The sequence below is a fragment of the Levilactobacillus mulengensis genome, assembly GCF_003946045.1.
Lineage (GTDB): Bacteria > Bacillota > Bacilli > Lactobacillales > Lactobacillaceae > Levilactobacillus > Levilactobacillus mulengensis.
Window position 1 is genome coordinate 1 of sequence record NZ_RHNW01000008.1, and the last position, 22,999, is coordinate 22,999.

The 22,999-nt window shown below is 53.3% G+C and carries 22 protein-coding genes and 1 riboswitch; of the genes, 5 read left to right on the forward strand and 17 right to left on the reverse strand.

Features of this window, described 5'->3' with window-relative positions; genetic code table 11:
* The first annotated feature begins 130 nt into the window (after positions 1-130).
* On the forward strand, positions 131-1,381 hold the full coding sequence (locus EKM84_RS08460; protein WP_125765332.1) for a DUF5776 domain-containing protein: 1,251 nt from the start codon (positions 131-133) through the stop codon (positions 1,379-1,381).
* A 135-nt stretch (positions 1,382-1,516) separates the two neighbouring features.
* Here EKM84_RS08460 and EKM84_RS08465 read toward each other — a convergent pair whose 3' ends face one another.
* Entirely contained in the window at positions 1,517-2,227 is a 711-nt protein-coding gene (locus EKM84_RS08465; RefSeq protein ID WP_125765333.1) for a hypothetical protein, read from the reverse strand.
* A gap of 185 nt (positions 2,228-2,412) precedes the next feature.
* Here EKM84_RS08465 and EKM84_RS14195 point away from each other — a divergent pair, with 185 nt between their 5' ends.
* A complete protein-coding gene (locus EKM84_RS14195; RefSeq protein ID WP_164511358.1) occupies positions 2,413-2,574 on the forward strand; it encodes a hypothetical protein in 162 nt (53 codons plus the stop codon).
* A 70-nt stretch (positions 2,575-2,644) separates the two neighbouring features.
* Here the strand turns inward: EKM84_RS14195 and EKM84_RS08470 are convergent, their stop codons facing one another.
* The gene (locus EKM84_RS08470) at positions 2,645-3,859 is read right to left on the reverse strand and encodes an aminotransferase-like domain-containing protein (protein ID WP_125765334.1); all 1,215 of its coding nucleotides are present in this window, start codon (positions 3,857-3,859) and stop codon (positions 2,645-2,647) included.
* A gap of 1,020 nt (positions 3,860-4,879) precedes the next feature.
* Here EKM84_RS08470 and EKM84_RS08475 point away from each other — a divergent pair.
* Positions 4,880-5,788, forward strand: coding sequence for a LysR family transcriptional regulator (locus tag EKM84_RS08475; protein WP_125765335.1), 909 nt, complete (start codon positions 4,880-4,882; stop codon positions 5,786-5,788).
* A gap of 505 nt (positions 5,789-6,293) precedes the next feature.
* On the opposite strand, the gene EKM84_RS08480 is transcribed toward EKM84_RS08475, so the two are convergent.
* Positions 6,294-7,535 (reverse strand): AAA family ATPase, encoded by a 1,242-nt coding sequence (locus EKM84_RS08480; RefSeq protein WP_125765336.1) that lies wholly within the window; start codon positions 7,533-7,535, stop codon positions 6,294-6,296.
* 287 nt (positions 7,536-7,822) lie between these two features.
* On the opposite strand from EKM84_RS08480, the gene EKM84_RS08485 reads away from it, so the two are divergent.
* A complete protein-coding gene (locus EKM84_RS08485) occupies positions 7,823-8,551 on the forward strand; it encodes a hypothetical protein (protein WP_125765337.1) in 729 nt (242 codons plus the stop codon).
* Between the two features lie 202 nt (positions 8,552-8,753).
* On the opposite strand, the gene EKM84_RS14485 is transcribed toward EKM84_RS08485, so the two are convergent.
* The 6 genes from EKM84_RS14485 to EKM84_RS08510 all read right to left on the reverse strand — a co-directional run bounded on the left by EKM84_RS14485 (position 8,754) and on the right by EKM84_RS08510 (position 13,429).
* Positions 8,754-11,093 (reverse strand): MucBP domain-containing protein, encoded by a 2,340-nt coding sequence (locus tag EKM84_RS14485; RefSeq protein ID WP_125765338.1) that lies wholly within the window; start codon positions 11,091-11,093, stop codon positions 8,754-8,756.
* A gap of 269 nt (positions 11,094-11,362) precedes the next feature.
* Positions 11,363-11,524, reverse strand: a complete 162-nt coding sequence (locus EKM84_RS14200) for a hypothetical protein (RefSeq protein ID WP_164511359.1) — start codon at positions 11,522-11,524, stop codon at positions 11,363-11,365.
* A complete protein-coding gene (locus tag EKM84_RS08495; RefSeq protein WP_125765339.1) occupies positions 11,511-11,804 on the reverse strand; it encodes a hypothetical protein in 294 nt (97 codons plus the stop codon). The genes EKM84_RS14200 and EKM84_RS08495 overlap by 14 nt, the downstream gene beginning before the upstream one ends.
* Positions 11,805-12,295: 491 nt before the next feature.
* On the reverse strand, positions 12,296-12,541 hold the full coding sequence (locus EKM84_RS08500) for a DUF2922 domain-containing protein (protein WP_125765340.1): 246 nt from the start codon (positions 12,539-12,541) through the stop codon (positions 12,296-12,298).
* Between the two features lie 35 nt (positions 12,542-12,576).
* Positions 12,577-12,774, reverse strand: a complete 198-nt coding sequence (locus EKM84_RS08505) for a hypothetical protein (RefSeq protein ID WP_125765341.1) — start codon at positions 12,772-12,774, stop codon at positions 12,577-12,579.
* Between the two features lie 91 nt (positions 12,775-12,865).
* Positions 12,866-13,429, reverse strand: a complete 564-nt coding sequence (locus tag EKM84_RS08510) for a sigma-70 family RNA polymerase sigma factor (protein WP_125765342.1) — start codon at positions 13,427-13,429, stop codon at positions 12,866-12,868.
* 317 nt (positions 13,430-13,746) lie between these two features.
* Here EKM84_RS08510 and EKM84_RS08515 point away from each other — a divergent pair, with 317 nt between their 5' ends.
* Positions 13,747-14,853 carry a hypothetical protein gene (locus EKM84_RS08515; RefSeq protein WP_125765343.1) on the forward strand — a complete coding sequence of 369 codons (1,107 nt, stop codon included), beginning with the start codon at positions 13,747-13,749 and terminating at the stop codon, positions 14,851-14,853.
* A gap of 819 nt (positions 14,854-15,672) precedes the next feature.
* Here the strand turns inward: EKM84_RS08515 and EKM84_RS14435 are convergent.
* The 8 genes from EKM84_RS14435 to EKM84_RS08550 form a co-directional block, all read right to left on the reverse strand.
* Complete coding sequence (locus EKM84_RS14435) at positions 15,673-15,801, reverse strand: hypothetical protein (RefSeq protein ID WP_263853629.1); 129 nt, start codon at positions 15,799-15,801, stop codon at positions 15,673-15,675.
* A gap of 353 nt (positions 15,802-16,154) precedes the next feature.
* The gene (locus EKM84_RS08520; RefSeq protein ID WP_125765344.1) at positions 16,155-16,547 is read right to left on the reverse strand and encodes a hypothetical protein; all 393 of its coding nucleotides are present in this window, start codon (positions 16,545-16,547) and stop codon (positions 16,155-16,157) included.
* Between the two features lie 12 nt (positions 16,548-16,559).
* Positions 16,560-16,868 (reverse strand): hypothetical protein, encoded by a 309-nt coding sequence (locus EKM84_RS08525; protein WP_125765345.1) that lies wholly within the window; start codon positions 16,866-16,868, stop codon positions 16,560-16,562.
* The gene (locus tag EKM84_RS08530; RefSeq protein WP_125765346.1) at positions 16,861-18,159 is read right to left on the reverse strand and encodes a Y-family DNA polymerase; all 1,299 of its coding nucleotides are present in this window, start codon (positions 18,157-18,159) and stop codon (positions 16,861-16,863) included. The genes EKM84_RS08525 and EKM84_RS08530 overlap by 8 nt, the downstream gene beginning before the upstream one ends.
* Positions 18,160-18,924: 765 nt before the next feature.
* Positions 18,925-19,572 (reverse strand): thiamine phosphate synthase, encoded by a 648-nt coding sequence (thiE, locus tag EKM84_RS08535; protein ID WP_125765347.1) that lies wholly within the window; start codon positions 19,570-19,572, stop codon positions 18,925-18,927.
* Positions 19,572-20,387, reverse strand: coding sequence for a bifunctional hydroxymethylpyrimidine kinase/phosphomethylpyrimidine kinase (gene thiD / locus EKM84_RS08540; protein WP_125765348.1), 816 nt, complete (start codon positions 20,385-20,387; stop codon positions 19,572-19,574). Before thiD ends, thiE begins: the two co-directional genes overlap by 1 nt.
* A gap of 339 nt (positions 20,388-20,726) precedes the next feature.
* A complete protein-coding gene (thiM, locus tag EKM84_RS08545; RefSeq protein WP_125765349.1) occupies positions 20,727-21,518 on the reverse strand; it encodes a hydroxyethylthiazole kinase in 792 nt (263 codons plus the stop codon).
* Between the two features lie 207 nt (positions 21,519-21,725).
* Positions 21,726-21,830: riboswitch (TPP riboswitch) on the reverse strand.
* A 47-nt stretch (positions 21,831-21,877) separates the two neighbouring features.
* Positions 21,878-22,708 (reverse strand): oxidoreductase, encoded by an 831-nt coding sequence (locus EKM84_RS08550; protein WP_125765350.1) that lies wholly within the window; start codon positions 22,706-22,708, stop codon positions 21,878-21,880.
* Positions 22,709-22,999 lie beyond the last annotated feature (291 nt).

The window sequence follows — 22,999 nt, forward strand, 5'->3', positions numbered from 1 at the left end:
CTCACCAATTTATTTGATGAGGTTATCATATCGTGGATTTGCCGCCAATCATAGACGGTCAGTTATTTGGTGCTTACCAATCACAGTATGATTATGAATTCATTTTGATTATCATGGGGAGATGTTTTGGATGAGGAATAGATGGATTAAGGGTTCATTGTTGTTAGTTGTTGGCTTGCTGGCTTTGGTTGGGTGGTCGGGTCGTGCCCGGGCGGCGGGTACTGATACTGTACCGTCGTACGTTGCCGAATTTTCTATCGCTCCATTTGATGGCTTCAGGTACAGTGGTTCTTCTGGCACTGTCGACGTTTACGACCTAGATAATAACCCCGCATCTGTCACAACTCTCATTGGCAAATCATCAGGCTTTAATGTTCTAAGTCCAATTCATTATCCCCAATTTATGGCAGCCATCAACCTAAACAAGGGAATCTTATACTACCAAGTGTCTTCAACTGACAAAACTCTGCCTCCGCTCTGGTATCCAGCAAATTCACAAACGGAACTAGCCTTGGATCTCGGTTCAACTACTACTAATGCAACTGCAGCCTTTACCGTTAAATTTGTCGATCAGGACAATACTGAACTAGACAAATCTGAAAATATCAGCTTTGCCTATCGCGAGGCTCAGAACGGAAGCGACCCACTCACCAATTTAGCAGCAGCTCTCCAAACTGCAAGTCGAGACTTTCCCGGCTACTCGCTTGCCGCCGACAATCCCCTAACCGTTACACCGGCTACCGATAGTCAACCAACTACTTACACTTACCATTACACCAAGGACACCGCCACTGGCGGCAATACCAATACCGGTAATAACACCAATACTGGCACGAACACCAGCGGCATCGCCGGCACCAGTGGCACGGCCACTATGCCAACCACTGACAGTTCTAGTAGTACCGCCAGTCAAGTTACCACGACCAAGGCACCGGTCCAACGCAAGGCTGTTTACGCCGTGAAGAAGATTGGCCTGTACAGTCAGCCGACATTTACTAAGCAGAGCCGCACGCGTTGGTTTACCAAGCAGACACGGCCCAACCGGCCGACGTTCACCGTCATCGGCTACGCCCGGTCCAAGGCGGGCAACCTGCGTTACAAGGTGCGGACAGCTGATGGGACGACCGGTTATATCACAGCGCGTTCAGCCTACGTGACGAACACCTACTACCAGCACAAGCCGGCTCAGGTCAAAGTCATCAGTGCTAAGGGCCTGAACGCCTATGGAAACGTGGCGCTGAACGGTCAGAAGATTCGGCACTATAAGCGTGGATCTGTTTTGACCGTTAAAGCCATTAAGACGCATGGCCTGACTACGCGGTTGGTACTCACTAACGGGCGCTACATTACCGGGAACAAGACTTTCGTGATTGCGAAATAGATGCAACGCAAAGACGCCACAGTCGATTTGATTGTGACGTCTTTATTTGGTTTAATTTTATGGAATTGTGGATTAACGTTACGCGCGATTACCTGGGCTAAACCAGTTTCACTAGTCCAGAGGCGAAGAACCAGTTTACCCCAAATAACCATCAGCAACGTGCTTGAAGTAATCGCCGAGATTCTGTGAGAACTGGGCCTTCTGTTTGGTCATGAATGCGGCGAACTTGGCCGGGCTATTGCGGCGGTAGTTATAGCCCCAGGCCGACAGCAGCATGAAGATCACATTTTGCCGCGGCAGGTCCTTGGGATCATACACGTCCGGTTGATACGCCGTCGGCCAATTCAGGCGGTCGATGCCCCAATATAGGAAGTAAACATTTTCCTCGGCCTGTTGGGACGCGAAGTCCAGTGACCAGTCGGCCGCCAGATTGCGCTCGGCGTCGCGCCAATTTTGCGCAGCCGGGTCCTGCCCGTCCAGCCAGTAGTCCCAGATGGTCAACTGCTTCAGGCGAATCCGCGTCAACATTTGTTCAAAGGCCGTGAGCGACTCGCCCGCCTCGCAGAACACGTTTAAGTTCAGCTTGTGCGTGTCGCTGTCGGTGAAGTAGCTGGCCTGGTCGTGTTCGCCCTGGTCCTCCCAGTAATACCGCTGGTAGTCCGCGGCAAAGCGCTGGGTGTCGCGCTCCGCCAAGATGCGCCAGTAGTCTTCGAAGTCGTCCAAGCCCTCTACTTCCAGGGGAAACTGTTCCCGCCGGTAGCGAAAATAGCCCTGGTACACGGCGGGTGAGGTCTGGTAATCGGTGTAGTCGTGACCATTCGAATGGCCGATGATAATTTTTTTCAAGTCGTTTGCCCCCGGAGATTAGTGGTCCTAGCTTAGCACAGATTGGGGGCTGGCGGGCCAGTTATTTTGGTTGGCAACGGATTGGTGGGTGGATAGTTCTGCGGTTCAATTGGCGGTGAGCTAAAATTTAGGTGATTGGCTACTTGTCGCTCATCCTAACAGCGATTGAGAAAGTAGGTGACACCATGCCCAAACCAGAATCCGAACCATTCGCTAACGCCCGCACCCCAGAAGAGTTCCGCCAGATGATTGCCTCTGACAAGGTCAAGACCTACGACTCGCTTGAAGAATTGTGGGCCGCTTTGGAACAAGACGATGACGAACCTGACAAAAAGAACGAGAACTAAGTAAAGGTCCAGTAACCGCACAACCCCGATGGTTGAACGTGTTACTGGACCTTTTTCACTTATTTTTCTGTTAAAAGACTGGTTTCACCCCACGCACGGCGGCCTTCATCTGGTCGCCCAGCCGGTGCATGCCTGCGTCAATCACGTCCGGCGTCAGGCCGCTGAAGCACAGGCGCATGCCGTTGTGCACGTCGCGGGCCGGGTAGAAATTGGTGCTCGGCACGTAACTCACGTGGGCGTTTGGCATGACCTGCGACCGCAGCAACTGGTCGACGTCGATGTCCGCTGGCAAGGTCACCCAGTCGAAGAAGCCCCCGGCTGGCGTGGTAAACGTCGCCTCGTCCGGGAAGTAGGCCCGCAGCGCCGCCACCATCGCCGCACACTGCTCGCGGTAGTGGTCCTTCAAGACCGTCACGTGGGCGTCCAAGTCGTTGACGTCCAGGTAGGCGTTGATGGCCGCGTGGGTCACGCCGGTCGCCTCCAGGTCACTGGCCAGCCGCACTTTTAAAATGGCCGCCAACAGGTCCCCGTCGGCCACCAACCACCCCGTCCGCAGCGCTGGCATCAGAATTTTCGACAGGCTCGACACGAAGATCACCCGGCCCTCGGTGTCAAAACTCTTGATGGCCGGCAGTGGCAGTTGGTCGTAGCCCAGGTCCCGGTACGGCGAGTCCTCTAAAATGATGAAGTCATAGCGGTTCGCCAGCGCAACCAGCTGTTGACGCTTGGCCACGCTCATGGTGATGCCGGTCGGGTTGTGAAAGTCCGGCACGGTGTATAACAGCTTGATGCCCGGATGGCGTTTTAAGGTAGTTTCTAGCGCGTCTAGGTCCAGGCCATCTGCTTGTAAGCCCACGCCGTAATACGTCGGCTGGTAGAGGTCTAAGGCCGCCAGTGCGCCCACGTAGGTCGGCACCTCGACCGCCACCTCGTCGCCGGGGTTCAGGAGCGCCTTCGCCACTAGCTCAATGGCCTGCTGGCCGCCGACCGTCAAAATCACGTGGTCCGCAGTGGTCGTGACCCGCCCCCATTTGCCAATTCGCGCCGCCAGCTTCGCCCGCAAGTCCGGGTTCCCCTGGGTCGACTGATACTGAAAAAGGTGCGCGCCCTGCGTGTCAATGGCGGTGTTAAAGGCTTCCTTGACCGCCGCCACCGGGAACAGGCTTTCGTTGGGACTCCCGGCCGCAAACGAGATGGCGCGGGGATCTGGGTCGTTGACGAACAGGCCGCTTAGGGCGGAAGGGACATCCGGGTTCACCCGGGTTGCTAACAGATCATTTAACATGACAGTCACACCTTTCTGGCAGCTGCTTTGGCTGCCGGTTCTTCTTTGATTTGGTTCTTGTTTGAAACCTTAAACCCTAAGACCTTTGGGTCAAAAACAATGGACAGCTGGCCGCCTGCGGCTTCCAGGTACTACGCCTGCTGTGGGGCCGGTTTCCGCCTGAGGTGCGGGCTCCCACCTCAACTTTGAGCCCTGCTAGGATCATGCAGGTCTCAAAGGTTGTCCCGTGCTGTAAGGCCGAGAAAAATCGCTCGGTCTAACACCACCGACACAGCCGTCTCCGTACCTGGCTTCCTCCGGCTCTGGTTGTGCGTTGCCTTTGACCGCGGCTTAGTGCCCGGTCAAAGGCAACGGTGGTGGCGAACCGGCATCCAAAGTCGTTGGCCGTCAGTGTGGCGGTCCGGTTAAGCTGACTCTGTTGGCTTGGTGGGCGGCGACTGTGGAGCCTAACCTATTAGCTAATACTTCTAGTCCTGGCTCGGTTACGCCCCCCACCACACAACGTCGGACAGTGAAAATTGGCTTAACCGTGGAATTCACAGATTCATTCGGGCAGTGAAACCACTCCCCCAGTTCAGCCGCTGACCACCGCCAAATGCCGGTCAGGAAGCCTGGCGTCTTTGCTGCCAACAGCGGCTAGCCTGCCGAGAGGGCGGTAAAAATGGGCTCAGCCGTAGGATTTACAGCGCGCTAGCGGTGTAAATGGTGACTTTGAGACTCGTCCTATGAGGCTCAAAGCAAGTCGGAAGACCGCTTCCCAGGCTTCCGGCGTCCTCCCCACCGCGTTCCGGCCCATTTTTACCGCCCGGTAAGGCCCAGCTACCGCTACAGTTGCCAGCAACGATAAGGCGCCTGGTTTCCGCCAACCTGCATTTTAAGAAGTCACCGGCCGAACCTGCTGGGGGTGGTTTCCTCTGACCACGCGTTTATGATAAGATACTGGTGACAGAAAAACCATTTCAACTATCCAGAAATAACGTGAATGTAATTCATCTTTACCAATCTCAGGAGGTGTCGTCGATGTTACCGTTTGCCTATCGCGTCTTTCAAGCTATTGTTCAAGAACAAACTTTCTACCGAGCGGCGCAAACGCTGAACGTGACGCCTTCAGCCATCAGCCACTCCGTTAACCAGCTGGAAAAGGAGCTGGGCTTTCCGCTCTTCATCCGTAATCGAACCGGCGTGGAGCTCACCCCGGATGGCGAAAGCGTGCTGCCACTGATTCAGGGCGTCATCAACGCCGAGGACCGGCTCCAACAGGCCGCCGCCAACATTAACGGCATGAACGCCGGATCCGTGCGGCTGGGGGCCTTCTCCTCCGTCTGCATTTCCTGGCTGCCACCGATCATTCGGCAGTTCAAACAGGATTTCCCCCAAATCGACATCAATTTAGAACAGGCCGGCTTCAGTGACATCGCGGCCGCCGTCAAAACCGGGCGCTTGGATTTAGGCCTGTCCGCCTTGCCGGTCGCGGAAAAATTAACCGTCCTGCCGCTGGTCAAGGACGAAATCTACTGCATCACGCCCAACGATTTCATCCCCGCCAACCGCACGACGGTCACGGCCGCCGACCTGGTCGACCAGAACTTCATTTTGCAGCGGGGCGACTACGACAAGGACACCAAGGCCGCGCTGGACCACTACCAAATTCGGCCGAACGCGTTGCGGTTCTCCATCGACGACCAGTCCATCCTGGCGATGGTCGAGGCCGGCATGGGCATGGGCATTTTGCCCGAGCTGGCGCTGGAACGGGTCAGTGGCAACGTGAACGTCTACCCATTTGACCAGCGGTTCTACCGGACGATTTGCTTGGTGGTCAACTCTGAGCAGGCCAAGGCACCGTCGACGGCCAAGATGATTGCGGCAATCACGGCTTACGTCGCCCACAAATACCCAGACAAGGTCCTGCAACACCCACACGTGGGGTAAACTTCGCTTTTGCCTCCGGAAACGTGAAAATGAGACCGGAGCATGGTGGGCAAGACGGTGTTGTGCTGGCCGTTCCCGGCGGTGGGTTCAAGGTGCCCTGCTGTGGGGCCGGTTCCCGCCTGAGGTACAGGCTCCCACCTCAACTTTGGGCCCTGCCAGGATCATGCAGGTCTCAAAGGTTGTCCCGTGCTGTAAGGCCGAGAAAAATCGCTCGGTCTAACACCACCGACACAGCTGGGCACCTTGCCCCACCTCTGGTCACTGACACAAACACGGTCACTTTCCACTGCGAAACGGTCATTTTCACACTCCCTGCGGCTGACACTGGTTTAGCCCTATGGTGCGTGTCAATTGCTTGTTCTGTTCCAACTTAACTCTGATTAAACCAAATACCGCGGAAGTCCTTGGCCATTTGTTTGGCTGGACTTCCGCGGTATTTTTCTTGTCGTCTATTTTAAAATTTCATTTCATCTATGAGTAACCTTCATCTTAACTTCATCAGCATTTAGAAGTGCTTGTCCGTTAAATGAGGGACGGCCCCATACCTCCCCAAGATATAGTCCTTCCCATAACTCGCATCGTTCCGTACCTTCTGATTGCCGTTGACCTTGACTGAATCCAGTGAATACAGGTCCGACATCCCCGCCGGATTCTTATCCACGAACCAGACCTCGTCTCGGCGAAAATTGGTTTTATCTAACGTGAAGAGTTCCTGGGTGGTGAAAATTAATTGGGCGCCACGCGGGTTGATTTGCGCGTCATGAAATAGGATTAAGATGTAGCGCAACAGTAACGGGTGGAGCTTGGCATCCAGCTCATCCACGATGACCGTGCCGCCCTCATCCAACGTTTGTTTCAAATCAACGTACAGCCACAACATTTTGCGCGTCCCACTGGATTCCGCGCTGATTGGCGTCTGGAGAAGTTCCCCCGTCGTGGGATTGCGGTGATAGCTGACGACACGTTGTCGGGCTTCATTTTCATCGGCGAAGTCATCTTGCACGACACCTAACTGGGCGATTCCCACATCGACCGCTTGGACAAACTGTTCAAATTTCTGTTTCTCTTGCGGATCAGTCAGCAGCGCAATCATTGGACTCAGTGATTGCCGTGAACGAAAGCGCGCGGTCTTGGTCACCTCATTCTGCGGATTCCCGTAGTCTACGATTCGTAAAGCTCGGAACCAATCGGCGACCTCCCGAATGATAGGGATTTCTAACCGAGACAGTGCGGACAGCAGTAACGACTTCTTCGTGATCAGTTTGGCCAGCGTCTGAACCTCCGCCTGTTCCGTCAGGCTACCCACGATTCCCGTGTCAGTGCGGTCAAAGATTTCCAGATACTGCTCGCCCACTTTACTTTTATCCCGCTGATACAAGTATTCTTCTGTCACGGCTTGCTTGGTGGTACTAAATCCATACTGATAGATGTTCGTCCGCGTGGAAAATAAAACGCTGAACTCCGTCGGAACGCTGGGGTCCTCAAACCAGTAAGGCGTAACCTTCTTCAATGCATCCTCATCCGCAAACGAGGTCAGCACCACATCCGTCATGACACTTAGCGCGTGAATGACGTTGCTCTTGCCAGACGCGTTGGCGCCGTATAGGGCAGCCAGCTTTAACACCCGTTCGTGCAAAACGTCAGTCACTACATCCGTTGGGAGTTCCTTCAATGCTGAAGCAGTCAGGTCCAGCGTGACTTCCTGGCGAAACGATTTAAAGTTTTTAAATGTAAACTGATGCAACATCATCCTCACCTCTTGGGTTAAAGATACCTGTTGTAACAGTTATTAGCAAGTAATTACGATATTTTCTCAAATATATAGAAATTACTGATTGATAAAAGAATTTCGTTATAAATCTAGAAATAAATCGCCATAACAAACCAACCTGAATTTTTCGCTACCCCACTATTTGTTTAAAGCAATGCACTATTCAACGCAAAAAGAATTGCTTAACACAACTAGTATCCACCATGCTTATCGTGCTATAATGGCGAAGTAATTTCGACTATACATAAATTGGAGGCACCACCATGAACAAGTTACTTAAAGTTTCTGCAATCACTGCCCTGACATTTAGCCTGGGCGCTGTGATCGTACCTAGCACTACTTTGTCAGCTAGCGCTAAGAAAAAGTCTGCTAAGGTTATCCGTTCCAAGAAGATGAAGAAGACCGCTTATCACGCTAACGGCGGCTACATCTACTCCAGCGCCAAGCTGACCAAGAAGTCCCACAAGGCATTCAACTACCTGAAGACGACTTTCTACGCGACCAAGTCAGTGACGGTCAAGAAAACTAATGGTAAGACTGCCACTTACTACTACATCAAGAACAGCAAGGGCAACGTCAAGGGGTATATCTGGAAGGGTAACCTGAAGAAGGTTAATACCAAGGCTTTAGCTCAACGAAGAGCTGACATCAAGCATGTGTTAGCTGCTATTCGTTCGATGAGTACTGACGACCAAGGCTGGGCATTAGATTCTATGAAATATGTCACTACTAGCAACACCTACGACGATTCCCAACTCCCCTACGCTATCGACCAAATCCACGGTGAATCGATTAAAGATGGGCAGGCTGCACTCCAAGTAAACGCCAGCTTCAAAGGACGTTTCAGCTCTACTACTAATGCTAAATTAGCTGCTTTCAGCGATCAATTAGCTGATACGATTGCTTCCAATACAAGCGACGATTACGATATCGACGAAGCTGCTCAAACTCTCGTTGATGCCTTGCAAGACGCTGTTTCAAGTCTCCGTTAACACTTATTTCCACTAAAATAACCAAATAAAACACCTGAGAAGAACGCGCATGGGTTGCGCCGCCTTCTCAGGTGTTTTTAGTCAGTTTGATCTTATTTGAGTACAACATGTTCTGATTCCAGAAAAGATATAACTACTGGTAAACCCAATCCGACTAGCTAAATGGACCAAACCAGTATTGACCGCAGAGATGGTACATATCTTATTTGGTCTTCCGTTTGAAACTGCATAAACTCAGCAAACTCACCAACAACGCCACGCCCCACGCGATAGATCCGCGACTGTTGTTGGTCTGGGGCAACGTCATACTGCCAACGCTGTTCGAGAGGACTTGGTCGCCCGTCTCTTCGCTTTCGGTCAGATTGGCCGTCGTGGTGTCCCCCGATTGGCCCTGGTATTGATGCTGATGGCCGTAACTACCAGTACTCAGCTGACTGGCTTGACCACCCACGCTGACGCCCGTGCCAGTGCCATTAGCGCCACCAGTTGGGAGTCCACCCGGCGTTCCCGGGACCACAACATCCCCGTCGCCCACCGGATCACCCGTAACCGTTGGGCCGCCCGGGTGGTGGCCGTTACCGGTCTCGTTGCCCGGCGTGCCGGCATCCCCGTCCTGGCCACTGTCTGGCGTTTCCGCCCCAGCTCCGGGACCATCAGGCGTGGTGGTCGTGCCGCCACCGTTCGTGTTGCCGCTACCTTGGTTCCCATTCCCATTTCCCTGGTTGCCGTTGCCGCCCGGCTTGTTTCCTTCAGCGTCCGCCTCCTCTTCCACGTAAACGTAAGTCACGTCAACGGCGGTCTCACCGTACGTCCCGGTCGCGTTTTCCGGTGTCGCTTGGAGCACGTATCCCGGAATCTCCGCTGGGGTCGTCGTGTAGGCTTCCCCGACCAGGCCCGGCTTCAACGTCTGGGCTGGGGCGACGTCTTTACCCGCCTCATCGACGTAGTGGACCGTCACGCTGGCCGCGGATTGGGCGATGGTGTAGGGTTGGACGACTATGAATGTGGCAGCGCCCGTATTGACATCGGATACCCCAATCATGTAATGGTAGTAGGGCTGGACGTCCACGTTCACGTCCGCATGACCCGGAATGGCAGTAGCTCCGGGCTTTTGGTCCTGCAACCCAGTGTAGTACAAACCGCCTTGACCATCTGAAACCGCGGTCCCGCCCGCAAAATAGGCCTGATACGTGAAGCCATCGTCACTGTTATAAAAGGCTAGTGGCGTCAGCACGTCCTTGCCTACCAGTTGCACCACCTCACCATCGATTGTCGTGCAGGCAATTTGCAGGTGCCCTTCACGATCTTTATCACTGATGACAACCGGGTCCAACGTAATCAGCTGGCCGATGCTATTAAACGCAAAGGGATTAGTTGGATCGACTTTTCCTTTAAGTGGTGAAAAATCCTGAATATTATTATGAAACAACAGTACCGCCTCAATATTCGGCAAAGTCGCCAGCGGCGTGATATCTTTAATCCGGTTGTACTGGAGGTCAAGCTCCGTCAAGTGTTGCAGATTGGCCAGTGGCGTGACATCGACAATGTCCCCATAAGCCGCGCCGGGATGCTCTTGAAAGGAACCACCAAAGTTCGCGCTTTCCAAGTTCACCGCGTACTGCAAGCCTTCCAGCGAGTAAGCGGTCTTGCCGTCGATGTAGGTGCTGTGACTGTGTTTGCTCAAACTTTTGATCAACGCCATATCTTCCTGCGTAATGTCAGCCACGCTACTCCAGGTTTTGTCGGTATCGGTCAACTCCTGCAATGCCTGAAGGACCACCTGTTGCAGCTGCTTATTCGGCATCCACAAGTCAATCGTCGCTGTCTCCTTGGTGTGGGTCAATTTCATCGTCGTGGTCTTGCCTAACTCGACCTGAACCAACGGCACGGCCGCGGTGACTAAATCAGCTTCCAGCGCGTCGACCATGGCAGCCGCTGAAACAGGCGTCACCTCGGCCGGGCGGGTCTCGGGCACGGTAACGCTCACTGGCGTCACGGCAGTCGCCGGTGTGACCGCGGTTGCGGGTTGCGCGACTACCGGTTCGCTTGTGGCTGGCGTGGTGGCCGTAGCCAGTTCGCTCTCAGTCGCTGGGACCACACTTTCAGCTAAATCGGTGACTGGGCGCGTATTGCCAACTGGCGCTTGCGTTGGTGTTTCAGTCTCAGGAATTTCTGCCCCAACCACCGGCTGGTTATTTGTGGTAGCGTTCTCATTTGCATCGTTATCACTAACCGTCTGTTCAGTCTCATTACCCTCTGTCGCAGGTGTTTCGGTAGTCGTTTTTCCACTAGCAGATTCGTCGACGGATGTTTCTGCTGTAACAGTTTCTGCATCCGTCACCGCAGAATCAGCCGGCGCTGCCTCATCCCCAACGGGCCTTTCCGCAAAAGCCGTCACAGTCGGCACACTCGGTGCCACGTTAGCTTGGGCGGTCGTCCCCGCTCCCAACAAGACGGCCCCACTAATAATTCCGGCCGTAACCCACAGCTTACCCTTTTTATACATCTTATAGTGTCTCTTCTCAGTCTGTTCAATTCTCATTCGTTTTCTCCCCCGAAATATTGGTCTAGTTCGCTAATGCTACTTAAGATTGAGGCCACCGGTCTTTCTAAGTGCCTCGAACAAAAATCAGTATATCTGGTATTTTAAAACTTGTGGTGGATTATTAACAAAATAAACCGATTTCTTTATCCGCTGACCTTGCAACGCCTTTTCACTGATGGCAGGATAAGCCTTTCAATCTTGCATAACCAAGTTAGACATCAAAAAAGCGGCTAGACGTGGTGTCCTAGCCGCTCGTTACTAGTTATTCAGTTTCGCCAAAAGGCTTCCCAAGCTCTTTCTAGCCGTTCAGCCAGGGTTGGCTTATCTTCACCAATATCTTTTAGTAGCTGACGCACCTTGGCCTTATTCTTCTCAACTTCTACCGGATCATGGGCACGGACTTCAAAGGACCGATTATCTTCTACCATATCCATCCCCCGAATCCATGGCTAATCTTTTAAGCAGTCGGCTATAAGTCTTTGACGGCAGAACTAATTTCTTCGCAACAAGTAACGCTTTAAAAGCACTTGCATCCTGCGACAAACGGAACAGGCTTTCCTGAGCATGTGACTGTAGCACTAAACCTTCCTCGATGTGACGCAAACACCGCCAGTCCATTCCGAGAACTAACGCATATTCCTGCATAGACAGATGGAACGCCACCCAAATCTTTTTTATTTGAACATTCCGCAAAAATTGATAGGCCATTAGCTGCTTCCTCTCACGTACTCCCAGACAAGCGTCGCGCCAAGTATACCATGGTTGAACTGAAAAACCGTGGGGCGCAACTTCACATCGGAATTCAAATAATGTGAAGAACAAAAGATTGCGTGAAATATTGCCGCCATCCTCACCTTAGCTTAAGCTACCCCATCCACCGCAATCACATCTGCAGTCCCACCATCTGTTTGGTCTGAGTTGGCTGGAGCCGGAGCCAGTTCAGGTTGGCCACCTGTGACAGTGGTGTTAGCCGGTGTCCTTCCGGCTTACAGCACGGGCCATGTTAGAAACTCGTGATCTTCGAGGTTCTAACATGAACTCGAAGACCGCCCTTTGGCTTCGAGTGGGCCCCATAGGTGGTCAACCTGAAACTGGCGGAGGCGGAAGCCAGCTCAGACCAAACCAAGCCAAAAACGGCCGGACTCCGTGTGGGAGGCCGGCCGTTCTCAGGTTGTGTGACGTTTTATTCGGTTACGTGACTACGCAGCGGGCGTTGGTTCCGCCGCGGTGCCGCCCATCAAGGCCGTCTTCGTTGTTTCCACGATGTCGGCGCGCACTGGGGTGGCATAGAGTGGCTGGTCATCCTTGACAAACAGCTTGGCGTCGGCGATTTGTTTCATGAGACTCGCCACTTCTTCGCCGGTCAGGTTGGTGTTGACGTACTTCAACCGCAAATGCTTGATCCGCAGGTCGGTCCCTTTAAAGCTCAATTCTAATGACTTCATTTAATAACTCCCTTTCGATGACTGAGTGACGGACGTTAGGCGACGATGTCTTGCGTGGCAACGGTCGCGGATTGGAAAGGTAACCCGGTCAATTGTGCCAGAATGCCGCCAAAGTTTTCAATTTGCTTAGTATCCGGTGCGGGCACCGCGTTTTGAAAGGTGACTTTCACGGGGTGGGCCGAGTCGGCGCCTAAGCTAAAGATGATGGTGGTCTTATTCCAGTTGTTATGCATGGTGGTACTCCCTTCGTGACGCTGATTTTGGTAAGTGATTGGCCAACCCTTACACTCCTACTAACGAAATCCGGCGGTGATTTGTAACCCCCTAATTCGAAAAGTTTTCCGGTGGCGTTAAATTGCGGACCAATCGGCGAATCAGCGAGCGCCGCCATTTATAAACGGTATTGCGACTGACGCTGTGGCGGGCCGCAATCTCCTCGGCCGTCAGCTGGTCGAGCAGCGTGCCCACCAGGTAGCGCCACTCCCCGGTCGTGCCGGCGCCGCCAATCACCTTCAATAGATACTGGCGAAAGTCGGCCTGGCCGATGGCATCTAAAATGTCGTCGTCACTGGCAACCGCCGTGATCAACTCGTCTTGATTGCCGGGCTCCTGGCGTTCCAGCTGTTTGCGGTCGCGGCGCAGCTTATCCAACAGCGTCCAATAGATCTTCTGCTGGGCATACGCCAAGAATTGGTGTGGCTTGGTCTCGGGATTCTCGGGAAAAGCGGCGTAAATTTCTGGAAATAACAGCCGGGCCTCCTGCAAGTAATCCTCGTAATCGGCGTGACTGCGGTTCATGTGTAGCCGTTTCAGCGCGGCAAATAAAATAATCTCGTGGTCCCCGTCGTACAGAAACCGGTAAGCAGCGGCGTGTGGTGACTCCTTCATTTGAATCATCCTCTCAAACATGATGATCCATGGCCATGGATGAGTCCCACTTTACCCGAGCGACCTTTTTTTGCCGAACAGCGAATATTTGCCACAATGACCCTAATATTTGTCAAATATCCAACTGGTTTACCCCACAAATTGCCACCGTGGGCAGCCTGACGGGATTCGTTAAAATAGTGAAATTAGCGAAAAATTCAGTTATTTGTCGATTTAAGCCTTAAAATTTTTAATTTTTTGTCCACATCACCCCAATTAGTGGTATAAATAGTTATGTAATCGGTTTACCTACATATATCCAGAGGAGATTTTTAGTTATGAAAAAAGCAGCATTGTTAACGGCTGTGGCCGCTGCCGCGCTCTTATTTGGCGGTACCACGACCTTAGCGCACGCCAAGACGTATACCCAACACGGTAATGCGCTGGCCAACTACAACGTCAACAAGTACAAGACGGTTAAGAACAAGAACATGTTCGTAAAGCGTTACACGTTCAAGCAAAGTTACTCGGACATTTTCCAAACAAAGCCAACCAGCATCTCCAGCATCAAGGGCAAGAAGGTTGCATTCAAGTCCAACGTGTTCCTGCCCGTCACTTACAACCGGTCCGCTGACTGGGGCAACCCACAAAGTGAAGTGCTGTCTAAGGATGGCAACACGATGTACGAACTGATCACCACCAGCTCACAGAGTACGCGTGGCTGGATTGTTCGTTACAACTTGGGTGCTTTGCGGAGTAAATTTGGCATCAGCACCACCCACATGGACGCCCTGCGTCGCGCTTCTTACGACCACTCCGTCAAGCAAATGACCAGCACCGACAAGGCCATCATGAAGTACATCAAGATCGGGCCTAAGTTTAATACCGGCCATGGTCAATCACTGGCCATGAACCCTAAGAACGGCCAACTCTGGTTCATCGGCGCCCCCGTCAAGGTTCACTCCAACGTGCAACAGGTTTCGACCAGCACGCTGAAGCCAACCAAGAAGATCAACTTCATGTTGAAGAGCACCGTTACCATGGGCTCTAACCTGACGTTTGATAAGAAGGGTAATGCCTACTTCTTCACTTACTCTAATGGTGGCTGGGCTCCTAAGGGCGCCGTCAAGATCTACAAGGGTAAGATCAACAAGAAGTCCGTTAAGTTCCACTTAGTCATGCAGGGTCTGCGTTACCGTCCAGGTACCAAGCCTCAATCCATGGACTACAACGTTAAGCGCAACCGCCTGTACTTCCTCTCTGACAGCAGTATTTCATCCGTGCCCGTTTCCAAGCTGGGCCATTTGAAGGCTAGCCAGGTCGAAGCCACGAACCTCAACGGCAAGCGTGAATTCGAAAGTCTCCAATTCACCAAGAACGGTGCCGGTTACCTGATGACCAACAAGGCCGCCGAGTTGATGAAGACGACTAGTAACAACTTTTAGCTTATAATTGAAATGGAGCAGTAACTGCGAGTGGTCCGCAGCTACTGCTCTTTTTGGTTTGCTTCTTTTGGTTTTGTTTGTTTTTGGTTATGTATTTGTTTGGGGATATATCCGTTTGGAGATTAAGGGATTAGGGTCAAGAGCGTGTAGAGACAGTGTGGTGGCTGACTTGCCGCCTGCTCATACTGGGTCGAAGATAACCAATGGTTTGGGTGGGAGTGGTGCTCTCTGGCAGCCGTGGTACGGGTCTGGCGGCGTTGTTACGTTGGATTGCGCTGGTGCTTTTGGCGTATTACGTTTAGATTGTGTTGGACCATCGCTCAGCTTCTATGTACGTGTGGCCAACGAAATGTTGTGGCGGCAAAACTACACTGGATTACTAAATCTAATCCACCACATTGTGGCCAACCATCCCCTGCCACCACCATGCTGGTCACATCTGCGTTAGCCGTAAGGGCGGTCGAAATAGGATCAGCCGTGGGATTTACGGAGCGGAGCGCAGTAAATGGTGACTTTGAGACGTGGGGTTCGGCTCAAAGCAAGCCCAGAGACCGACTCTTGGCTCTGGGCGTCCTGCCCACAGCGTTCCGCCCTATTTAGACTGCCCGGTAAGGCGAAAAACAAAGACCAGTGATCAAGGACTGAACAAATGGTGGGGACAATGTTATACTGGCCCCGAGGTGGGCTTGACCCATCTGTGAAACACACCATAACTCAATCTCCAACAAAGGGAACACTAACGTCGCGGTCGGCATTAATGGTCCCTTTGCTAACTCTCTAAGTAATTTTGGGTCATAACCCGTACACTCATCAACTACTTTACGACCAAACGGACCAGATCCACCCAATAGCAAAGACGATGATCAAGGCAAACAACTCCTCCCGCATTTCTTGGTGAGTCGTGCGCCGTAAACTAACCTTAACGTGACGCGTTTCCAGTAATTTCAATTGCTAGACACCTCTCTTAAATTCACTCCTAACGTTACTTGTTTACCAGGTAAATAGCCACAATAATCGTACCAACAGGGTTATCCAGTCAACTGGTTGTTAGTCGCCGGACCAAAAGACTTTCTACTTAACCAAAATTAATAATGCTTTGGTCTTTAATTTATAGTAAATCTCTTGTAAACTGGTTCTGGGACATATCATTCTTCTCGCTTTCAATTGGTTTTCGTCGACTTGATTGTAGCACAGAGGTGGTATGCCTCTTTTTTAATGCAAAAATAGTGTTGATGGATTTCCCCATCAACACCAAATATCATAGAACCACTAAAAGAAGCACCCTCACCAATTCAACTTGGTCAGGGTGCTTCTTTAGTTGGCGCCACGCACCGAATCGCTGCCAGCTGGAGCCGCCGGAATTCTCCGGAAGCCAGTTGGACGACGATTTGGTCGTCAAATTCGCCCACGACCACGCCGTCGATGACGGTGATGGCCTGGTTATCATCGAACACATTCAGCTGGAGATGGACCGGGCGATGGTTTTGCCAGGCTGCGGCGAGACGCTCACTGACGTCCGCCGCAGTCTGTTCCGGCAATGGCTGTTCCACCTGCTCCGCCGCGTGCATTTTAGCCAAGGCACTGGTATGGTCGGACAGGTAGAACCCGCCCCACTTCAGCATGCCGCGGTCCTGATAGTCGCGCCGAAAAAAGTCTTGCGCGAGCTGATCATCTGACGATTTTTTCAGGTACATGGCGCTCACTTCCTAGCGAATCCAGCGTTGACTCAACGGCCAGCGCACGTGACCGAAGTCAACAAAATTTAACGTCAGCGCAGTTCCCCGCCGCACCTGACTGATGACGCGCTCCAACACTTCCAAATCGGTCGTCCGCAGCGAATGCAACGGAATCGACCGCTCCCGGTGTTTCGGCCGGCGAATGTCTAAGAAGAAATTGAATACGTGGCCATACTGGTTATTGACCACGTCGATGCGGTACTGGCAATGCCACTGCGCAGTAAAGAGGGGCTGCAGGCGCGCTAGAATCAGCGCCGACTCCTTGGTTTCATCAATCAAAACTATTCCCCCCATTATGCCCACCGACCAGTGCGGCCCGGCTTAACATGGTCCCGCCAGGCATCAGACTGCTGGCCGGAATCACGGCCGTCTTGCCAAATTTATCCCGGAGCTCATCGAGGACCCGGTCGAACCGGTCATCCTTAATTTGCCGCTCCGGGTCTTGAAACAGGTCCAGCTGCAACTTGCCACTGTGGCTCAGTCGTGAGAGGCCCACACCCAAATTACGGACGGGTTGGCCCTCCCAATTTTCCCGAAACAACGTCACAAATTCCCGGATAATCGTCTGGGCGTTGTCGGTCGGGTCGATACGGCGGCTGTGACTCATGCCACTGCGGCCGTCGCTGGCTTTGCCATCCCAAGCAAAGCCCACGAAAAGACTGATACAGCCAGCCTGCTGGTGGTGATGGCGCATGCGCGAGGTCGTCTGCTGGACGATTTCACGTAGGACCAATTCAATTTCTCGTTGAACACGGTAGTCGCGGGGCAAGACCTGTGAGTTGCTCCAGCTCTTCTCCTTGGGCGGGCGGACCTGTTGGAAATGGCTGCGGTCGATGCCCCAGGCCAGGGCGAAGAGTTGCGCGCCAATCATCCCCATTTCATGGCGGAGTTCGTACGGATTGACGTGGGCCAGGTCGCCCATGCTGTGGATGCCCAAGCGCTGAAGGTGGGCGGCCGTGCGGTGGCCGATGCTCCAGACCTTTTCCAAATTGGTGATGGGCCAAATGTACTTGGGAAAAGTCTCGTAGGTCAGGCGGCCAATCAATTCGTGGTCGTGCTTCGCCTGCAGGTCGAGGGCCAGCTTGGCCTGCACGGGGTTCTCGCCAATGCCCACGGTGGTGTACAGCCCCAGCTCGTTGCGGATGCGTAGCTGAATCTTACGCGCCACCTCTTCCGGCGTGCGGCCAAATAACCGCCACGACTTGGTCATGTCCAGAATGGATTCGTCGATTGAGTAGGGAAAGAGATCGGTGTCTGCCACGTACTCGCGGAAAATTTTATTGATGGCCAAATTCTTTTGAATGTACAGATTCATTCGTGGCGGCACCACCAAAATCCGTTCATCGTGTGGGACCTCGTATTGCCGCGACACATTGCTGATGCCAAACAATTTCTTCGCCATGGGCGAGGCCGCCAACACCAGACCACTCCCCGTGTTGTCCGCTTCCGACATCACAATGATGACCGATTTCAGCGGATTCAGTCCCCGCTCAACGCTCTCGACGCTGGCGTAAAAGGACTTATTATCAATCATGAAAAATAATCCGTGCGGTTCCTGCGAGTAATCCATGGCGCATGCCTCCCTTGGTTTAGGCTCGTTGTCCGGTCTCCGGAGGCGTGAAAATGGTGCGGAACGCTGTGGGCGCACGTCTGGAGCCAAAGGCCAGTCCCACGGCTGACACCATTTTCACGCCTCCTGCGACAAACACGAGCCTTAAACGTCTACCATAGTAAGCTCAATCTATCTGACTAGGTCCATCCCAATCCAGCCAACGCAAACAAGTGCTTAACAACTTGCTGTTCTCATTATACGAACACTTGTTCTGATTTGCAAGGGGAAATTGCCTCATCCTGGTCAATTTTTTACGATTAGTCGACTGGCAGTCCGATCGGTTGTCAGGTCATTTCACTTATCCCATGATTAGCGGTTGTGAGTAGTGACCAATTCCCCAAGATTATCTTGTACTCCGTAAACTACGCAAGCGGCTCACCATCTTTTAACCATCATTCATTTACTTAACCAACATTCTGTTATTTCATTCATTTTTGATAGCTTTTATTTGCGAGTCGTGTTAGAATGTACTTGTGAAGTTAGCCCTAGTCAACTAGCTTCCTCAACTTTTAAAACAGGATTGGTTTGCCGCACTTAAACACGGTGAAATCGATCCTGTTTTTTTCGTGATTTTAACGATTAATTTGTCTGTTACAACTAGTCGGTTCTGGCTAACTGCATGCGCTTACCAATTTGAACCTTTTCACCCACAAGCGATTAGTTGCGTGAAAAAGCACCACGGCGGTCCTTTAGGACGTTCCGTGGTGCTTCGTTTGCTTCTATTTAAAAGGCTTGGCGCATGGCTTGCACGTCCACCACCGGGTCAGCACTGCGCGTCAACAAGGTGATGACCGCCACGCCGGCAGCCCCACTCTTGGCGATGGCTGGCAGTGAGGCGACCGTCACGCCACCAATGGCCACAATCGGCACGTTGGCTTGCTCGACCAATTTCTGCAGCCCATCGACACCCATGACCGGGTCGGCGTCGTCCTTTGATACCGTTGGGTAGATGGGGCCGCTACCGATATAGTCGATGCCACGTAACTTATTTGCCGCCGCGACCTGCTTGGCCGTGTTGCAGGACAGGCCGATAAACATGTCCCGGTCGGCCACTTCCTTGATCACACTCTGAATCTTCTGGTCACTCTGCCCCACGTGGATACCGTCCGCGTTTAGCAGCAGCGCCAGTTCCACATCGTCGTCCACGATAAAGGGAATGTTGGCGTCGTGACACTGGACCCGCAAGTCGCTGCCCAGCGCCAACCGTTGTTCATCGGTCAGCTGGCTGTTGCCCTTGTCCCGAAACTGAAAAGCCGTGATGCCGGCCTTTAGCATGGTTGCCAATACCTGACGTAAATCTTGACCGGGAACGTCCTGGCTCCCCGCCACAAAGTAGGCCCGCAATAGGCCTGGTTCAAACGTTACTGACATTACTCAGCGCCTCCTTGATTGTATGCCCAATGATTCAGTGGGCCGTGACCGTTGCCGACCGCGATGGGATTCGCGATGGCCGCCGTCACGTAATCTTTACCGATACGAATGGCTGTTTCAAAATCCTTGCCCTTAGCGAGTTCGGCGGTGATGCACGACGACAGCGTATCGCCCGTCCCGTGCGTCCGGACCGTATCCACCCGTGGCGCCGTCAGCCAAAATGACCGACCGTCTTCTAACAAAACAAAATCGCTCGCCTGGTCTGGCGTGGCCTCGTGACCGCCTTTAATGATGACGTTCTTGGCGCCGAGGTCCTGTAGGGCCACCGCCGCGCGTTCCATCCCCTGGCCGTCGGTGATGGTCGTGCCGGTCAGGCGTTCGGCCTCTGGTAGGTTTGGTGTCAGCACGTCCGCCAGTGGAATGAGTTCATCGCGCACCGTGGCCACCGCGTCGTCTGCCAACAGGGCCGCGCCGCCCTTGGCAATCATGACGGGATCAACCGTTAAGGGGCCAAAATTGTACTTTTTCAAATTTTCAACGACCCCGTGCACGTGCTCGGCATCCGCTAACATCCCCGTCTTGCAGGCCCGAATCCTCAGGTCCGCCGCCAAGGACGCAAATTGTTCATCAATCAATTTCTGCGGCAGCGCCATAAAGTCCTGCACACCCAACGTGTTTTGCGCGGTCACCGCAACAATCACGGCCGTGGCGAAAACGTTGCGCTCCTGCATCGTTTTTAAATCCGCCATGACACCGGCACCACCGCCGCTGTCAGTCCCCGCAATCGTCAAGGTTTGTGGAAATTCATTTGCCATACTACCTTCATCCCTTCATCTATTCGGGTTCAGCTCGCAGTCGCCTCCGGGATAATGAAAATTGGGCCGGAACACGGTGGGCAGGACGTCAGAAGCCTGTGAAGCGGTCTTCTAACTCGCTTTGAACCGCCAAACCCGCGTTTCAAAGACGCCATTTCCTGATAAAATCAGGAAATCCCACGGCTGAGCCCATTTTCATTATCCCTCCGGCTGACACTAGTTGAGCCCGAACAGCCAGTCTTTGCTTTTGCTTACTTGGTTTTACTTTTTGAGCTTTGCCACCCTCATGGCTTTAGCCAATCAATTCTTTTTCCATTGTACTTATGAATCCTTGAGTCTTTATGCCTCGAAGTCGGCAATACCTTCAATATCTGCGACCGTGGTCATTTGTAGGGCGTCTAGGAGTTTCATGATGAACGTGCCCGCTCCAAGGTTTGGCGTGGCGTCGTGGACCAGTTGGCCCATGGCCGCGAAGACCAGGCAGGCCGTTTGGGCAGCTTCATAATAGTCGTCCGTGACCGCGCAGAAGGCCGCCACGATGCTCGATAGCATGTCGCCGGAGCCCACATGGACCTGGAACAATGACGTGCCATTCTTGACCTTGACCGCTTGGGTGCCGTCGGTAATGACGTCAGTGGGGCCAGACAGGATGACCACGCAACTTAATTTCTGCGCGCAGGCCTTGGCGATGGCCTCGACGTCCCCAGCGCCCTCACCCGCGTCGATGCCCTTGGCCTGCCAGTCGACACCGGCCAGCGCCGCGATTTCCCCGGCATTGCCGCGAATCACATCTGGGTGAAAATCATTTAGAAGGCCAGTCGCCATCTGCATCCGGTATTTCACGGCGCCAACTGCCACCGGATCGATGACCAGTGGGCGGTGTTGCCGGTTAGCGGACTGCCCGACCGCGCGAATCTGCGTGATCTGCGTAGAGGTAACCGCTCCCAAATTCAGACAAACAGCCCCAGCGAGTCCGACCATTTCGTCGGCCTCCGCCACTTCCTCAGACATGATGGGCGACGCGCCAATCGCGTTGATGCCGTTGGCCACGTCCTGGACGGTGACGAAGTTGGAAACGTTGAAAACAATGGGGTTCTTGGCTCGCAATTCATCTAACAATGCAACTTTCATGATTGTCCTCCCTTGATTAACGCCGCTGATTTTTCCTGTGACGGGTTGGTGCTCCGGACTGATATTTCAGCCACTAGTTAGGTCTAGAATACCAGTTAGTCAAGTCATGTGATGGCTTCTCGACCCGCAACGGTCAGGTGGTTAACTAACCGTTTGGGCAAATAAAAACGGGTCACCGGCTCACATCGAGGTGAACTGGTGGCCCGTCTGGGTACCACGACACATTCCCTCCGCAAGTCTGAACTTGACAGGTTCCAAGGGATCGCGGTCACCCGCATCTCAGCCCAATCGTGGACACCCCTAGTGTTCTAGTTATCTTAAGTATAACAGGTTTCGGTAACAGGGCAACGCCACTCGTATTAGTGGGTAATTCGTTGTGCCGCTTCACCAACGACTCGCCACAGCCGGTCGATTGTCTTGTCCGACAGGAACCGCCGCGCTAGCAAAATTTGACTGCCGGAGCCGGCATGGTACCGGGTCTTGGGCCGCCGGGATAACGCCGCCCGGTCGACTAGTCTGGCAATCACCTGGGGCTTGCTGGAGAACCGTTTGACCGCGGTTAAAATGGCTGCCGCCCGGTCCGCCGTTTCCTGGTATGGCCCCTGCGCCGAGGTCTCACGGAGATGGTTAGCCGCAATGTCGGCCCACTCGGATTGGATGGCCCCGGGTTCGATGACCACCGTGTCAATGCCCAACGGCTTCAGTTCCAGCCGAAGCGCGTCGGAAAGACCTTCCAGCGCAAATTTGGACGCCACGTACCAACTGGCCAGTGGTTGCGCCACCTTGCCGTCCACCGAGGTGATGTTAATGATCCGACCACTGTGTTGTTGGCGCATCATCGGCAGGACGGACTGAATCAGCCGCGCCGCCCCGAACAAGTTCACGTCAAATTGGTCGCGGGCTTGGTCCATGGGCACGTCTTCCAGCGCGCCCATCAGGCCGTAACCGGCGTTGTTCACTAAAATATCGACCCGTCCGGTTTCACTCACAATCCGGTCGACCACGTTTTCCACGCTAATGGGGTCCGTCACGTCTAACGCCAACGTGGTGATGCCCAAATCGTCTAAATCATTCATTCGGTTGACCCGCCGCGCACCCGCGTAAACAATCACGCCGTTACGGTGCAGGCTGCGGGCAATCGCATTGCCGATGCCGGATGAGGCACCAGTCACTAAAGCCACTTTTCTCATAAAATAACCCTCCTCTGGGTTCGGTTCTGGGTTCTGGGGTTGGAACTTCCACCGGAGGCGTGGTGGGTACTCCCGCCTGTGGGGCACACCCGAAGCCAAAGTACGGTCTTCGGATTCGCCTTGAAGCCTCGCTAAAGTTCGCGAGTCTCCAAGGTCGGCCCGTGCTGTAAGCCGGCAAAACCGCCGACTAACACCACTGTCACAGGTCTCTGTACCCACCACGCCTCCGGTTCCAGTCCCAACCCCAGAACCACGCCTCGTTAGTTTGTTTTTCTTCGTTCTTCTATTGTG